This window comes from Bradyrhizobium sp. 172, assembly GCF_023101065.1.
Taxonomy (GTDB): Bacteria; Pseudomonadota; Alphaproteobacteria; order Rhizobiales; family Xanthobacteraceae; genus Bradyrhizobium; species Bradyrhizobium canariense_D.
Genome location: NZ_CP064702.1, coordinates 195,536 through 210,209, shown reverse-complemented (window position 1 = coordinate 210,209; position 14,674 = coordinate 195,536). Strand labels below are relative to the sequence as shown.

The following is a 14,674-nucleotide window of genomic DNA, read 5'->3' as shown; positions in this document are numbered from 1 at the left end:
TCCTTCGTGTCGCTAGGACCAGCGCCTTATGAACCACTGTTTTGCCCGACGGAGCAAGACAAATTTCGTCTTATCGGAATTTTCCGGAGCCGTTTCCAAGTCACCCATTGGCTCGAACCGCTAGGCGGCTTCGCCGATGTATCTCTCCTCACTCCGCTTCTGGTTGATGAGATTCAACAACTGGGCGGAGGCCCGCGCGTCGCATAGGGCGCGGTGGTGATTGTCGAGCGATATGCCGTAGATCTCGCAGAGCTTCCCTAGTCCGTAGGATTTGTGTCCCGGAAAGCGCCGCCGCATTCCGACACATGTGCAGAGCTTCGGAAATCTGAAGCGTCGCCCGATCCGCTCGAATTCGTAGGTGATGAAACCGTAGTCGAAGCTGACGTTATGGGCGACGAAGATGCCGTCGGCCATGAACTGCATGAAGAAATCCGCGACTTCGGCGAACAAAGGCGCGTCCCGAACCATTTCGTTCGTGATGCCGGTCAGCTGGACGATCTTTGCCGGAATGGAACGCTGCGGGTTGAGGAGAGAGTGCCACTCGTCGACGACCCGGTGGTTGCGGATCTTCACAGCGCCGATCTCGGTGATGCGGTCGCCGTTCGACCATGAGCCGGTGGTCTCGATGTCGAGCACGACGTAATCCTGCTCGGGGTCGAAGCGGTAGTCGACCCGACCGATCTCGGCCACAATGCCGACGTCGCCGAGCTGACGGAGGCGGGTCAGTTGGTTGCGGCGGATCACATCGCCTTCCGCCTTGACCTCCATGAAGGACGCCTTGCCGTCCTGGACCAACATGAGGTCGGGGAAGCCGTCTCGCATCCCGCGGAAATCGTCGCACATGCCGCGGACGATGCTGGCGATGCCGGCCGTATCGGATCCTTCGAGCAGGGCGCGCAGCGCCTCCACTTGCACGTGATCCCAGCTGAAGATCCCGTTCGGGCGCCCCCATCTCGCTGCGACGGTGCGGAGGATCAACGGTAGGGCGTATCCGGACGCGATGGCCGCCAGCTTCTCGTCGATTATCGCGGCGAAGAGCCGGCGGAAGCTGCGGTCCTTCAGGCAATGAGGCAGCCAATCGAACCCGCTGGGCATGCGGGTGCTCTCGAACAGCTCGTCCCAGAAGAGCAGGCCGAACAGGGTGTGCCACAGCACGTTCTCAGTGAAGAAGACCTTCGTACCATCGCGCCGCAGCACGCCGGCGACGCCCGCCTCGGGATTGCCGCGATGGGTGTCATCGACGGTGATCGTGCGGCCGGACCGCAAAAGTTCGGTGTGGAGACCTGCGCGCCGTCCGCCGAACTTGCGGGCGTAGAAGTCGGTGGCGAAGAGGTGTTCCTCATCGCTGGCGGGATCATCGATCATCCGCTGAAGCAGTGCTTCGGCCTCTGTCTTGTCGCCGGCATTGTAGAGCAGTCGGACTAGACGCTCGTTGCAGTCCGGCGAAGACCCCGCGCGGTAGAGCTGACGGGCTAGATCGCTCTCGCCCGCTTTTTCGAAGAAAAGTCCCGTCCGATGCGCGGCGCGGCTGCGGAGATCGCCGGCGTACTGGGACGTGTAGGCTGGGCCGGTGAGCACGTCGACGGCGGCCCGTCTATGGACAGGCTCCGATCCGGCCTCCAGGCTGTCGAGGATCTGGCTGTAGTGGAACGAGGCGAGCGCCTCCTCGGCATCGGTGAAGCGCGCGCTGAACGAGGTCTCTCGGTTGGTGCGTAGGATCCCCAAATCGCGCAGCGCGAAGTTTTTTAGGTTCACCTCGGTCTTGCCGAAGTAGAGGTAGAGCAGGAACTCGATCGGCTGCGTCCCCTCGAGCGCGATGAAATTACGGGCGCCAAAGTGCTGCGCTGCGACCGAAAAGGGGATGCTCTGTAGATAATAGTCGACGAACTTCGGCTTCGACCAGGATTTGCGGACGTCTCCTCGCCCGGCCGCCTGCGCTCCGGTGACGAGGACGTCCTTCGGCAAGGACGAGACGAAGGCCGCATAGTCCGCCTCGCCGAGCGCGCGGGCCTGACCGGCCGCGGTCAGATCGGCGGCCGCCCGCTCGACGTCATCGATCTCGGGGTAGTTGAACAGGGATCGGTTGAAGATGGCACCGCGCCTGTTGATCATGCGGACCAGGAGGCATCGCGCATCTCTCGATAGGCGCCCGAACCGAGCCATGAAGGCACGATGCTCCGGACCAAGCACGGGGGCATACGTCCGCTCCACGAACCCCAACATTTCGGCGAAGTGGTCGAGATAATAGTAGACGGGCAGTTGCGGCAATTTGGCCAAGCGGACCTTCGGGGCAAGAATCGTTTGTTCTATTTTTGTTCGAGTACCGTCCTCAAAGTCAAGCCGCTCGACGAGCTACGGGTGACCAGAGCCGCGGACTTCGGCAGCCGCCGGCGCGGCGTCTTCCTTCACACCCCGTGCCACGATCCGGAGCGTACCGTCCGGAAGGGGGCGCTGCAGCTTCAAGGCCTCTTCGGTAGGCGCGGTCATCCAGGTCTCGACCTCGTCGGCCGTCGTGAGGATCACCGGCATCGCCTTCGGATGAATCGCTCCGACCTCGGCGTTCGGCTCGGTTGTGAGAAATGCGTAGAGGTCGTTGGTGGTCTCGCCTTCCTTGACCTTCCGGACCGATGTCCAGTTGGTCCAGATGCCGGCGAAGCAGAGCAGCGGGCGGGTCTCGTCGAGTGCAAACCAGATGTCGCCGCCCTCGGCCTTGTTGAACTCGCTGAACGAGTTGAACGGCACCACGCATCTATTCTCGACGCCGAGCCAGCGCGTCCAGTGCTTCGACTTCACGTTCCGGATGTTTGTGGTGCCGCTGTCCGGCTCCATCCGCAGCAGCTCCTTGAAGTCAACCGTCTTGCCCTTGGCCTGCAGTTTCTCGGCCCGCTTCTTCGTAGCGTCCATGAGCGCCTTCGACGACGACGGCATACCCCATCGGGCGGTGGCGAGCTCCCGACCAGCAGCGCCATTGCGGACGATCGGCGCCGTGTAGTCGGGAAAGACGCCTGGCATCGGCGCGAGATTGCCGACGTAGCGGTTGACGACGCGGAACAGCGCGCTGATGGCGGCCTGGTTGGTGGTGATGCTGTAGAGGTTGCACAAGTTTTCAGGTCTCCGGATCCGGATGCCGAGCCCTCTGGGCCAGCTTCAGCAGGGCGGCAGGCGGGCGCTTACCGGCCTTCGCGCACTTCCGGCACCGCAGGCGGCTGGCGAGATCATGCACGTAGGTGGTCGAAGGGTGCGTCAGCGCCGCCAGATCGACGTCGCGCGCGGCCTTGCACCGCGAGCATTCGATCTGCAACCAGCTATAGCCTCCGTTGATGGCCTGGTCGATTGTCGGCGACGGGTCGATCGGGCCGCCATCAGCCCACATGCGCTCGTTCCAGGACTCGGACAGGAGCCGGTCGGCTTGCTTGATAAGCGCTTCACCCTTGGTCCGCGCCTCAGCTGACTGGGCGGCGAGAATCGTCATCATCGCGCGGGCCTTGCCGAGTTCCTTGACGAGCGCCTTGCGGTCGCCCCCGGAGAGCGGGGTCCCGTGGTGTTTTGGCGCCATGGACAGCAGCCGTCAGTCGTACGACGGCCAGCAGCCGTCTTCCTCATGGCGCCCGGTCCGCTGGCTGCAGGTGTTATCGAGCAAGCGCTGGCCAACGTCCCGCCAAACCGCCTCCGGACCGTAGAGCCGGATCGCATCGGCCTTCTGGATCTCGACGGTCCTCCCGCAGCGCCGGCAACCGACCCGCAGAAGGTGCTTGGAAATCCGGTCCAGCCGGAGCTGGCGTCCGGACACAGCGGGCGCCGGGCCCCCGCCGGCGCCGGCGTCCGCCAGGAGCGACTGCCAGTATTCTGGCGGTAGGTCGTCGTCCGGAGCCAGCCCGCGCACCGGGGGGCGTTCCTGCCGACGGCACGGGCCATGGCTTCCATCTGCTTCCGGGTGGGCATGCGCCAGCTGGCGGGGCGGTCGGTCATGCCGAATTAGAACATATCAAGAACACAAGAGTCGAGTACGAGAAGATGTTTTTCAGAGGACTTCGTTGACGGGAACAGCGCTCTCGCCCATCTATGGTGCTGTAGAGCCAAGCGAAATTCAAAAAACACACAGGCCGAAGACCGGCGATTCCCGGATAAGTTGAGGTAAATGCTGGGTAATCGTCGATGGGGAGCTGTTTCGGGAATGCTTTTACTTCACGTATCGGACATTCATTTTCGTCATCCGATCTGCAACACGAACCGCGACCCAGACCGGCCTTTCCGCACGCGCTTAATCCAAGATGCGAGAGACCGGGTGAAGTCGCTCGGATCCGTCGATGCGATCCTCGTCGGCGGCGACATCGCTTTCGCCGGAAAACCGCAGGAATACGTAGCGGCCCTAAAATGGCTCTATGAATTGGCCGACGCTTGCGGGTGCGCCCGGAACCGCATCTTTGTCATCCCCGGGAACCACGACGTGGATCGTGACGTGATCCGCGCCGATCTGTCGGTTCAGAACGCACAGCGTGCCATCGTCAACGCCGCGAGCGCCGACGACAAGGAATGGCAGATTGAACGACAGCTGCAGCACGCCGAGACGGGACCGGCACTTCTGAGGCCCATTGCCGCCTACAACGACTTCGCCTTCAATTTTTCCGGCAATATCTTCGCCCCCGAACGATTGTCTTGGAAGGCAGATCTTCCCTTTCGGGACGGGATCACGCTGCGGATTCACGGTCTCAACTCGACCATCCTGTCGGGTTGGCGCACTCCCGAAGGCCAGAATGACGTCGAACGGGATCTCTACGTCGAGCCGCAGCAGACCGCCCTCGATCCTGTCGACGATGTCGTCAACCTGGTTATGTGCCACCACCCCCCGGACTGGCTTACCGATGGTGATCGGGTCGCCGACGACGTGACCAGCAGATGCACGGTCCATCTCTTCGGCCACAAGCATCGCCAGCGCATCGTGCGCGACCCGAGGTACGTCACGTTCTATGCCGGCGCGGTGAATCCGGAACGGCAGGCGAAGGATTGGAGACCGGGATACAACATGATCGATCTCTCGCTGGGCCGGAATAAGACCGGGCAGCCGCAGCTCGAGGTCGCGGCCCATCTGCTCGAATGGCAGACCAGTCCCGAGGGATTCAAGGCGATTAAGGACGACGATTGCGAAATCCATCATGCCGAGGTCAGATTGAGAAACGTAAATCCGAGGCCATCGGCCGCGGTCGTCGGGCCGGCGTCGCCCGTCGCCGAGCCGCCGTCGGATGGCGTGGAGGCAGTCATGTCAGACGATCGCGCCCGTAGCATTGTGCTGCGTTTCTGGCAGTTGGACATGAGCGACCGCCGCGAGATTTCCCGCACGTTGAAGCTGAACGATCCGGCGGAGGCCGGGCTCCCGCCGTCCGAGCGGTTCGGCAGGGTGTTGATCCGGGCGGGACAGAAGAATCTGCTCGAAGAACTGGATCGCGAAATCGCGAAGAGGGAGAGGCGCTGATGGCAGAGGAAAGCGTTCCGCCGATGAGGGGGGAATTTCCGCGCTGGTATCGCACGGTGGACGTCAGCGAAAATCGGGCCAGGCTGGACAACAGGTGGAAGGGGGTCGCGTCGCTCGCAAAGGCGGCGGACTCCGCTGGCATCGAAACGATGCTGGCTCTACTGCTCAAATCGAAATCGCGCCCCGGCGACGCCGCGATGGCGGTCCTGCGCGAACATTTTAGGGCGGCGGACGACCTGTTCGACATGGCCGACAACGACCGGGAACTCGAGATCCTGTGCGGCGCAGCGCTCGCAACGATCCTCGACGGAGACGACGACATCGCTGTCGAAGCGTCGTTGAAGACGTCGGGTGCGTTCTTCGTGGGCTCCCGGAAGGCGACCTTCCCGTTCGATCTAGCCGCCGCCGCGGAAGTCGCGATCGCGAGGATCGCCGACGGGCGGCGCACGCGTCCGACCATTGGTCGGGTTGCCGACGTAGGAGGGACCGGCCTCGACCAGGCCACGCGCGACAAGATGACGAAGGAAGGATTTTCGATCGAGGTCGTGATGGCCGGTATCGACAATCTGACGAAGTACACGAACAGCGTGATGGCCGACGTCGTCAGAAAGACGAATGCGGCCCTCGCCGGCATCGATGATTTCGTCGCTGTTCAGGACGAGGAGCTTCAGATGCTGTGGTGGCTCTTCGGCGCACGCAGCAAGACCCTCGATCGCCCCTTCGTCGACGTCCCCGCCGATGCGCAGCCGATCATCTTCGCCGCCGAGCTCGCCGACGCGACGCGCAAGGCGCCCGGGCCGTCGTCGGTCAAGCCGATTCTTTCGAGAGCCGGCCTCAAGGAATGCAAGAAGACTGCGATCTCGACGGCGATCAACGCGTGCGACGTCGGCTTTCTGCGCACGCTCGTGGTCGATGGCGCGAAGCCGTCCGCGGTGACGCAGCCTATTCACTTCGCCATCCAGCGGAAGCTGGAAGTCGGAGACGACACGTCGTGGCCGGCCGCGTGGTCAGCCATCACCGGCATCGATTCGGACTTGGCCGTCGCGGGCATCGACCTTGGGAATCTGTTCTATCGCGAACGTCTCGGCATCTGGTTGGAGAGCTAGGTTGGCCGAGAGCGCCGAAATCCTGTGTTCGAACTCCGCCTGCAAGGTGCGCCAGGACGGCCGATGCGTCGAGGGATTGCCTCTCGACAAGTGCACGCATTACGGCAAGCCTCTCGTCGTCGAGCAGTCCGTCAAGGCTGCGGCGAACGGAAAGAGCGGGATAGTCCTACCGTCGGGAGACTTCTTGGACCCTGAAGAGGCATCCTCGATCCTGCGTCGGGGAAGCTCGCGCGTCATCGCCGTGGTGGCACCCAAGGAGGCGGGCAAGACCACCCTGATCTCTTCGGTCTTCGAACTTTTCCTCCGCGGGCCCGTCGGTCCCCTGCGATTCTGCGGCTCCCAATCGATGTACGCGTTCGAGCGTGCCTGCCATCCTTCGCGCGGCGTGTCAAAGAACGCCGTTCCGCAAACGGAGCGCACAATCCTGACGGAGGTGAGGTTTTACCACACTGCGATGCGACGGCCGGATTTGCCTAGAATCGATCTTTTGGTCGCCGATCGAGGCGGCGAGGATTACCGGGCGGCGGCTGACGACGCGAGCACGGCACAAGGTTTCGTCGAGGTGACACGCGCAGATACTATTACGTTTCTCGTCGACGGACGGCAGTTGGCCGATCCTGTGACGCGGATTTCCGTCGGATCGGAAATTCTGGCGATCGCGCAGGCGCTGGCGGATGGAGGTGCCATTCAGGGACGTCCGCGCGTGGCCCTCGTCCTCACGAAGTTGGACGACGTCTTCCGGTCGCAGGACCGCGAGCGCGTGGAGCGCGACTTCGAAAGATTCGACGAAAAGTTCCGGCAAATGCATGGCGGCAGCTTCGGAGAAATCAGATCGTTCAGGGTTGCGGCCTGTCCCTCGGACGATACGCTGCCGCTCGGACACGGGGTGGACGCGTTGCTTGCCTATTGGGAGGAGGCCGCCCCGATCGAGCTCGTCGAGCCGGCACCTTTCGTGCCGTCGCCGACGAGATACATGCATCGACTGCAGAGATCGAGCGAATGACGGATGCATCCGAAAGCTCTGTCGTGATCTGCGGACTGCCCGCATCCGGCAAGACGACGTTTCTTGCAGCGCTTTGGTACGTCGTGTTCGAGAAGCGCGACCCGGACGCGCTCCTCAAGTTCGACTCCTTGAGCGGTGTCGATTTCTCGCACCTCAACGCCATCATGCGTCGATGGCAGCATGCGAAGGAACAGATCCACACGGAGATCACCTCGGGAAAGACCGTCTCCATGAATCTGAAAGACGGCGCCGAACGTAGAATCCAGATGGCGTTTCCGGACCTCTCGGGCGAATCCTTCCAGCAGATGTGGGAGGATCGGGAATGCGATCCGAAACTCGCCGATCTTCTCCGCAATGGTGCCGGCATTCTTCTCTTCGTTCACGCCGACAAGATCAAACACCCGATGGGAGCGGCCGAAACGACCCGTCAGGCCGGCGGGCTCGACGCCTCCGGCGCCGGCGCCGGCACCGCTGTAGGCTGGCATCCGAAGGATGCTCCCACCGCGGTTCAACTCGTCGAGATGCTGCAGCTGATGCGCTGCCCGGCGCTGCAGGTGCCGGCACGCCGCTTGGCCGTGGTCTTGTCCGCCTGGGATAAAGTCATGGAGGAGGAGCCAGACATCAGGCCGGAGGCGTATCTCGCTCGCGAGCTGCCGTTGCTCGACCAATACCTCCGCTATGGAGACGGCGGTTGGACGGTCCGGACTTACGGACTCAGCGCGCAAGGCGGGGATTTCGAGCGGGAGGGAAAGCTCGACGACGAAGCCCGCAACGAAAGGGTCGCCGCCATCCGCAAGTTGGAGGATGCGTCGAGCCGCATAACCCTGATATCGTCCGAACCGTCGCACGATCTCACGGAGCCGATCGCATGGCTCACGAAGTAGGCGGGCGCGTACCGCTGCAGCAGACGCTGCACGGTTACTCGGAAGGCCATCGCCTGCTGGCGTCGTCCATCGACTTGCCGTCGCGGGATGCGAAGACGCTGCTTATGATGAGCGATGCCTCGGGACCTGCGGCGACCATGGGTGCGGATGGGTATCTCACCGGCTTTCCGCTGGTCGAGAGCGGACACTACGCGCTGGCCCGCACGTGGCCCGCGCCCGAGTTGCCGCGACCAGGCTGTGTGTGGACGCACACGATTCTCATCGATTTCAGCGACATCCCCTCGTTATCGAGCGCGGGAGGCCTGTTGGGCCTGTTCCGACGACCCAGGGGCGACGAGAATTCCTATCGAAGCCCGATCGATCATGCGTCGTCCGATTCGTCGGATCGTTTCGGCGTGCCCGACGATCTCGCGCGCCGAATACTCTCCGCTCTTTACGAAGAGCCGGCCAAGCCGATCGTTTCGATGGCCGCCGAAGTCGCGGTCCGCGACGGCCTCGTTCTGGCCATCTGGGGACAGCAATGGCCGCGCCTGAGGCGCTCCTTCCGGTTCTGTACGTTGTCTTTCGCCGACAGGTCGTCCGCGAACGCGACGTTCGATCTGCAATTCCTGCCGGCCGCCGGACGTGTGAAACCGACGCAATTCAAGGGAGCCGTCGATGCGGACCGTCGCGATTTCGTCTCGACGGCCTGGTTGGAGGACGCGGTGGCCGACCTTGGGCAGGGGTTCCAGGGGAGCTTGCGCAATTTCCTGCGCGCTGCGGGCAGCGATGTCGGCGGCCGCGAATCGTTTGAGCCTTTGGCTGCATTGCACGCGCTTTCGCTGCAGTTCGAATCCGACCCGGCCGCGGTCGAGCGCGCGATTGCGCTGCTGGAGCAAACGATGGCAACCGATCAGGGGCACGCGGCCCGTTCGTCGATCGTCCGCGCTGCGGCGGCTGCGGCCGACCGGATCGGGACCGAAGGACAGCAGTTCGTCCTGCGGAACTTCGCCCTGATCGACGCGAACGAGGCGCAGGCAGCCGCCGAACGCGTCGGCAGCGCGATCTGGCACCGCGATCCGAAAGCGTTGTTCAACGTCCGGTCTGACCCGGAGAAGGCCGCGATCGCCGACCGCGCGATCGCGGCCTTACCGCCGACGGCGCTGATCGAGGGCGTGTCTTCGATGCCGGATCATCTGTTCGAATTGCTGGAAGCGAGACCCGACCTTGCGACCGAACCGGCGTTCTGGTCGCTGCAGGGCGCCTCCGGATCAGACGTGCTCCGGCTCGTTGGAAGTTCTCCGGGCCGGGCCGACGATACGATCGAAGCGATGATCGCCTCGGGCGGGTCGCTGGCTCGCGCGGCTCAGACGGCTTTCGGAAGCGACCGGGTCCTGCGTAGGCTGCTTGCGCGCTCCGGCGACCTGGCAATTGACGGCGGGACCCGAGCGGAGTGGCTTTCGGCGATCGCTTCGGATTCGGACGCCGTCGCGCGCGTTCTTGTCGAGGAGTGGCTCGACGACGCGCAGACGCTCGAAGCGATCGCGCGCTCGGTGTCGCCGGACTCGATCCCGAACGCGTTCGGGGACGATCCGTGGCTCGTCGCCATCAGACGTCTGTCGGCGCCGCTGCAGAACGCATATCTGGCGTCCTTTCTGCTGATCCGGGGCCTCGGCAGGCGAACCTTGCAGAGCGTCGACCTGGTGCAAGCGACGTTCGACGTCGTCTACGATGCGGCCGAGAAGCGGATATTGCCGGACGACGCCTGGAGAATCCTCGATCGCAGACTGGATCGATCGTATTGGTGGGAGGATTGGGACAGGTGTGTCAGGATTCGGCATACCGTCGTCAGCATGTATCTCGATCGCGGGATCGACGCGCTGGCGTTCGTGAGGATCACGGAACGAGACGACTTCTTCGTCGCCCTGATCAGCGCGTTATCAGAAAAGTACGGAAGCCAGAGATACCTAAAGTGGATGCGCAACCGCATGGGAGATGCGGGCATCGACGGCGAACGCCTTCGGGTCGTCAAGCACGCGATCTGGTTCTGATACCGCCAACTACATCCAAGGAAGCGAGATGCGCGCCTCCGATTGCAGTTGTCGGTAGATATCGGGTGGCCGCCGAAAAGCGTCCGGCCCGCTTCTCGCTTGCAAGCCTGCCGACGCCCGGACAGCGGAGATCGAGTGGCGGGCCTCGTCCGATGTGTGATGGTCAGGCGCTGGCTCGGTCATCGGAAAGAATCCGTTACCTTAGGAATATCGGCTGTGTCGATTTCCCAAGGATTCATTCAGGAAGAGTCTAATCGTGTCCGTCGGGATAGCCGTGGGCGCTTCGGCTTAAAGTTCCGGAAGGAAAAGCGAGGCAGAACCGCCCTAACAAGGGTGGCGCTCAATGCCGGCACTGGCGGATGGAAAACTTGCGACTTTGGTAAGGCAGGTGATGCCGCCGAGAGCGCAGGAGTGGACTGTGCAAGTGGTCACGGATCACAAAGACGCTTGCGTGATGTTCAACCGAAACGTTTTGCGCGTTCACTGGACTTGGCCGACCGCCGTCCATGCCGCCGGCATGCACTCGATCTTGGATCACGATCCGTTGAGCCTAAAGAAGATACCGTCGCAAATTCTTAGAGGCTTGTCGTCCCGAACAGTCGTCGATGTCTGGCAGGCTTGCACGGTCAAGAAGGGCTACAAGGGACGCCTGTCCGAAAGGCGAGGATTTTTTGCCTGCACCGCAAGCGGACAGTTCGCATTCGCCAGCAACGCGGCGGCGGCGGAATTGGATGCGCTTCGCGCGGCCAGGCGGTCGATCTACGAACGATCTCGCCAGGTACGGGCTCGATCCAAGCGGGATGAAGATTATCAGGGCCTTCTGACCAAGCGTCTGTCGGGCCGAAAATATGATGGTGCGTACCGCGTCCCGCTTTCGAATTACGAACGGTGGCTGCCGAAGGACATGACGGAAGCGTTCAAACTCTATGGAGAAGAAGGCGTCCCGCTTTTAGCGATCGAGGGCGAAGCGTTCGATCTGGTCCCTTCACTGAACGACCACGATTTGGCGGACTTGGTCTATCAGTTGGACTGCGACGTGCAGCGTGCGCAGACCGAGACCGACGACCGGTTGATCGACCAGGCGCTGACGCGTCTGGCCGATCTTTAGCGTGACGGAAGCCATCCGGTTGCTTCGTCAGTATCTGGCTTCGGACGGATGCCGGATGCGCGATAGTCGATGATGATCGGCTTAATACGTTCCCAGACAACTTCGATGAGATCGAAGAAGAATTGGCGATAGTCTGCAGCTTGCTGTCGATTATCTGCGTGCAGGTTGCCGTCCACTTTGGCCAGATTGGAGACACGCTCCGGATAGGGTGGATGATGGGATCTCGGTGGGGGCTCGTCTCGGCCTGTTTCTAGCACCGCTCTTACGCGCCTGATAAGATCCAGCGCGCCGAGGATGACGACGGCACCAGCCCCCGACACTGCGTAGAAGTTTTCTTCGTCCTCCTTCGAACAGATGACGATGCAGCAATTGCGCCCGAACAGATCGGCGTCGAATTCGTCTTGAAACGGGTCGGTCGCAGATTCATCGGACGTCGTTACCCGACCATGTTTCATCGAGTGATGGCCATATTCATGCCCGAGCGCGAATACCTCGATCGCTCGAAGCAAAAGCGTCCGTATCACATTTTGCGGATCGTTCAGAGGCACCGTGGGGCTTTGCGCTTGCACGCCGGTGACCGCAAAAGACGTCAGCGCTTCGCTCCAGTCGTGAGCGAGGTCGATGTCGCGCTCCAGCATTTTACGGGCAAGATTTATGTCCCGCACTATCAGGACATGGTCTTCGCCCACTCGATCATGGGGGACGGTACGTCCGAGCAGCCTCGATATTTGGTTGATGAACGATAGGAAGTGGACGCTTACGTCGATGATGCTGGCTTCGGTTTCGAGGACGGGGAGTTGACCGATTCCGAGATCCAGCGCCGCGTCATTTCCATAGGCAACACCGGCGTGGGTCGAAACTCCGTGTTCTAGGCACGCGTCTTCGATTTCTCCCATCAAGCGGTCTAGCGTCGCGCGGAGATTGACGTCATCGAATTCCGAGCCTGCCGAAGCGCTCTTGATCGCCTGCCTGTAGGCTTCCAGGTGATCCTCGTCATCGGGTTTTGGAGGTTCCGCTCCTCTCATGAGTTTGAGAAGCGTTTCCTTGTTTTCGTCGATCCACTCGAGTTGCTCCGCCGGCGTGCGGGCCTTGTAGCCGGTGATCCTTGCCGACGCCGCCTGGCGTTGCCGGCGATAGTCTTCCGCAACTTCCTTGTCATCCATGCTCAATGACCGGCCTCCAATCGAATGCAACTTTCAGGCTGCGGTTTCAACCGTTGAGACAAGGTAGTCATCTTGGTGCTGGCTGCCAGTTCTGATGGCCCCGAATTCGTTGCCGTATGCGGTTTTCACCTCACGGCCGAATCTTTTTGGCGTTAATGTTGGGGTTCCCGGATTCTCGAAAGCCCAACAGCCACTTACAAAATCGAGTCGTTCTTACGGTTCGGAATTGAGTCGCTCTTATTGTCCAATCGAGTCGCTCTTAAAGTGGACGCACATTGATTGATCACGCTGGTGGGCCCGGCAGGACTCGAACCTGCAACCAGACCGTTATGAGCGGCCGGCTCTAACCGTTGAGCTACAGGCCCGTTCCCAATCGTCATGCTGACGCGGCAGGGAAGGGAGGCGATCGTCTAGTGAAACTAGCTCGCTTTGCGTTCGGGCGGATCACCGGCTTCTAGCAAGGGCGGCGCCAAACTGGGAATTTCAGGCATTGACTTGCCGGCTATCGCTTGGAGGTCGCCGACCATCCCGACGGTCGAATCTATCACAGATACAATCTGCGTTTCGCGTTTCGCCCATTGGCGACCCATAAACTTGCGTTCCTTGTCCAGGTCGTCTCTCATGTCATTGAATTTCTCGATGACCGCTTCGACACGTTGCCGGAATCTGGTGCCGGTCAGATAGTCATAGACCTGCTCCATCTTTGTCTGCTGGCCTTGTTGCACGAGCCGTGCGCCGCATACGTCGAGCAGCGCTTGACGCAGCGCTACCGCAACGGGGAGGGCGCACCGAGGATGAGCGACCCACACGCCATCCATCAGATCGAATTGTTCGATGTGTTTGGGTAGCGCGTGCGAGATGATGAGCGATACGTCGGCGCCCGACCGCCGTTGGTCATCCCTGAGCTTCGCCAGCCAACCGTCGCTCCACGATTTGGTACGTTTCGTCTCCCATAGGATTATGCCTGCCGGCTGCCCGACGGCGCCGTTGACCTGCTGGATGACGTCGGCGCCAAGCTCGCCTTTGCCGACCGGTTCTATGATATCCGTTGGGAAACGGCTGCGCAAAAGCTCCTCGAGTTCCAGTTCGAGGACTTCGCCTTGGGCCTGTTGCGAACCTTGCTCCGCCTTGCGCTTCAGTTCCTCGATCGTACGTGCCATCGACTCGATCGTTTGATCCTTTTCGGCAACGCGAAGCCTGGCAGCGTCGTCGGCTTCCTGCCTGGCCTTGGTCTGAACCGTTGCAACGGAGGCCTGAACGCGCTTTTCGATGGTCAAGTCCAACTCACGCTTCTCATCGTCCAGCGCGCGCTGCTTGCGAATAAGTTCAGCCTGAGCCTGCTGGGCTTCGGCAAGCTTGCCGTTATTCGCCTCCAGAAGCTGACGGAGCTCGGCAGCCTCATTAATTTTCGCTGATAGTTCCGCGGCAGAGGCTTCGCGCGCCTTCTTGGCTTCAGAAGCGACAATCCGCTCGCGTTCGGCCGTCAATCGTTTCGCGACCTGGTCTTCGACCGCCTCGCGGTCCTTGGTGAGCTGTTCGCGTTCCAGACGGAGCGCCTCAGTCTTGCGGGCGACTTCAGCATCTTTTCCCGCGAGCTGTTCCTGGAAGCGGCGGCGGGTTTGCTCGAGCAGCGGCGCGGCAAGCGATTCCGTCAGTCGAATTTCGTGATTGCAGTTCGGACAATGTAAGGTAGGCTCGTATGCGCCATTCGTGGCTGCCGCTTTGAAGCTCATCGCGTTGATCTCATTCGTCGCTGAGTCGCGATTGAACCGTATTGGTGTGTCGGCGCCAGAGCGGAATGTGCGTGTCCACATGGGATTTCCACCTGTGGGCTTCAAAATCTGAAATCCGAACGTGCGGATCCGTCGAAATATTCCATAATCTATGTTATGCGAATGGAAAATGCCTTT

Annotated in this window: 11 protein-coding genes, 1 tRNA gene and 1 pseudogene; 6 read left to right on the top strand and 7 right to left on the bottom strand. The window is 61.6% G+C overall.

Features of this window, described 5'->3' with window-relative positions:
• Nucleotides 1–120: 120 nt before the first annotated feature.
• The 4 genes and pseudogenes from IVB07_RS39570 to IVB07_RS39555 form a co-directional block, all read right to left on the bottom strand.
• A complete protein-coding gene (locus tag IVB07_RS39570) occupies nt 121–2,277 on the bottom strand; it encodes an exonuclease domain-containing protein (protein ID WP_247767870.1) in 2,157 nt (718 codons plus the stop codon).
• Nucleotides 2,278–2,352: 75 nt separating this feature from the next.
• Complete coding sequence (locus IVB07_RS39565) at nt 2,353–3,102, bottom strand: SOS response-associated peptidase (protein WP_247297813.1); 750 nt, start codon at nt 3,100–3,102, stop codon at nt 2,353–2,355.
• A gap of 4 nt (nt 3,103–3,106) precedes the next feature.
• A complete protein-coding gene (locus IVB07_RS39560; RefSeq protein ID WP_247767868.1) occupies nt 3,107–3,556 on the bottom strand; it encodes a hypothetical protein in 450 nt (149 codons plus the stop codon).
• Nucleotides 3,557–3,568: 12 nt separating this feature from the next.
• A pseudogene (locus IVB07_RS39555) lies at nt 3,569–3,969 on the bottom strand (hypothetical protein).
• A gap of 169 nt (nt 3,970–4,138) precedes the next feature.
• On the opposite strand from IVB07_RS39555, the gene IVB07_RS39550 reads away from it, so the two are divergent.
• From IVB07_RS39550 to IVB07_RS39525, 6 genes are all read left to right on the top strand, one after another.
• Entirely contained in the window at nt 4,139–5,470 is a 1,332-nt protein-coding gene (locus IVB07_RS39550) for a metallophosphoesterase (RefSeq protein WP_345946457.1), read from the top strand.
• Nucleotides 5,470–6,576, top strand: coding sequence for a GTPase-associated system all-helical protein GASH (locus IVB07_RS39545; protein WP_247405544.1), 1,107 nt, complete (start codon nt 5,470–5,472; stop codon nt 6,574–6,576). Before IVB07_RS39550 ends, IVB07_RS39545 begins: the two co-directional genes overlap by 1 nt.
• A gap of 1 nt (nt 6,577) precedes the next feature.
• The gene (locus tag IVB07_RS39540) at nt 6,578–7,579 is read left to right on the top strand and encodes a hypothetical protein (protein ID WP_247767867.1); all 1,002 of its coding nucleotides are present in this window, start codon (nt 6,578–6,580) and stop codon (nt 7,577–7,579) included.
• Nucleotides 7,576–8,463 carry a hypothetical protein gene (locus IVB07_RS39535; RefSeq protein WP_247297801.1) on the top strand — a complete coding sequence of 296 codons (888 nt, stop codon included), beginning with the start codon at nt 7,576–7,578 and terminating at the stop codon, nt 8,461–8,463. The genes IVB07_RS39540 and IVB07_RS39535 overlap by 4 nt, the downstream gene beginning before the upstream one ends.
• On the top strand, nt 8,448–10,493 hold the full coding sequence (locus tag IVB07_RS39530) for a hypothetical protein (RefSeq protein WP_247405539.1): 2,046 nt from the start codon (nt 8,448–8,450) through the stop codon (nt 10,491–10,493). The genes IVB07_RS39535 and IVB07_RS39530 overlap by 16 nt, the downstream gene beginning before the upstream one ends.
• Before the next feature lie 343 nt (nt 10,494–10,836).
• Nucleotides 10,837–11,601 (top strand): hypothetical protein, encoded by a 765-nt coding sequence (locus IVB07_RS39525; RefSeq protein WP_247405537.1) that lies wholly within the window; start codon nt 10,837–10,839, stop codon nt 11,599–11,601.
• Here the strand turns inward: IVB07_RS39525 and IVB07_RS39520 are convergent.
• From IVB07_RS39520 to IVB07_RS39510, 3 genes are all read right to left on the bottom strand, one after another.
• The gene (locus IVB07_RS39520; RefSeq protein ID WP_247405534.1) at nt 11,598–12,770 is read right to left on the bottom strand and encodes a hypothetical protein; all 1,173 of its coding nucleotides are present in this window, start codon (nt 12,768–12,770) and stop codon (nt 11,598–11,600) included. The two genes, IVB07_RS39525 and IVB07_RS39520, sit on opposite strands and share 4 nt — an antisense overlap.
• Nucleotides 12,771–13,053: 283 nt before the next feature.
• A tRNA-Ile gene (locus IVB07_RS39515) sits at nt 13,054–13,129 on the bottom strand.
• Nucleotides 13,130–13,183: 54 nt separating this feature from the next.
• The gene (locus IVB07_RS39510) at nt 13,184–14,497 is read right to left on the bottom strand and encodes a DUF2130 domain-containing protein (RefSeq protein ID WP_247297819.1); all 1,314 of its coding nucleotides are present in this window, start codon (nt 14,495–14,497) and stop codon (nt 13,184–13,186) included.
• Nucleotides 14,498–14,674: the final 177 nt, after the last annotated feature.

What these genes read in the sequence shown, in the direction of transcription:
- IVB07_RS39545 (WP_247405544.1), top strand. Translation starts at nt 5,470, where the DNA reads ATGGCAGAGGAAAGCGTTCCGCCGATGAGGGGGGAATTTCCGCGCTGG.
- IVB07_RS39530 (WP_247405539.1), top strand. Translation starts at nt 8,448, where the DNA reads ATGGCTCACGAAGTAGGCGGGCGCGTACCGCTGCAGCAGACGCTGCAC.
- IVB07_RS39560 (WP_247767868.1), bottom strand. Translation starts at nt 3,556, where the DNA reads ATGGCGCCAAAACACCACGGGACCCCGCTCTCCGGGGGCGACCGCAAG.
- IVB07_RS39535 (WP_247297801.1), top strand. Translation starts at nt 7,576, where the DNA reads ATGACGGATGCATCCGAAAGCTCTGTCGTGATCTGCGGACTGCCCGCA.
- IVB07_RS39550 (WP_345946457.1), top strand. Translation starts at nt 4,139, where the DNA reads ATGCTGGGTAATCGTCGATGGGGAGCTGTTTCGGGAATGCTTTTACTT.
- IVB07_RS39510 (WP_247297819.1), bottom strand. Translation starts at nt 14,497, where the DNA reads ATGAGCTTCAAAGCGGCAGCCACGAATGGCGCATACGAGCCTACCTTA.
- IVB07_RS39525 (WP_247405537.1), top strand. Translation starts at nt 10,837, where the DNA reads ATGCCGGCACTGGCGGATGGAAAACTTGCGACTTTGGTAAGGCAGGTG.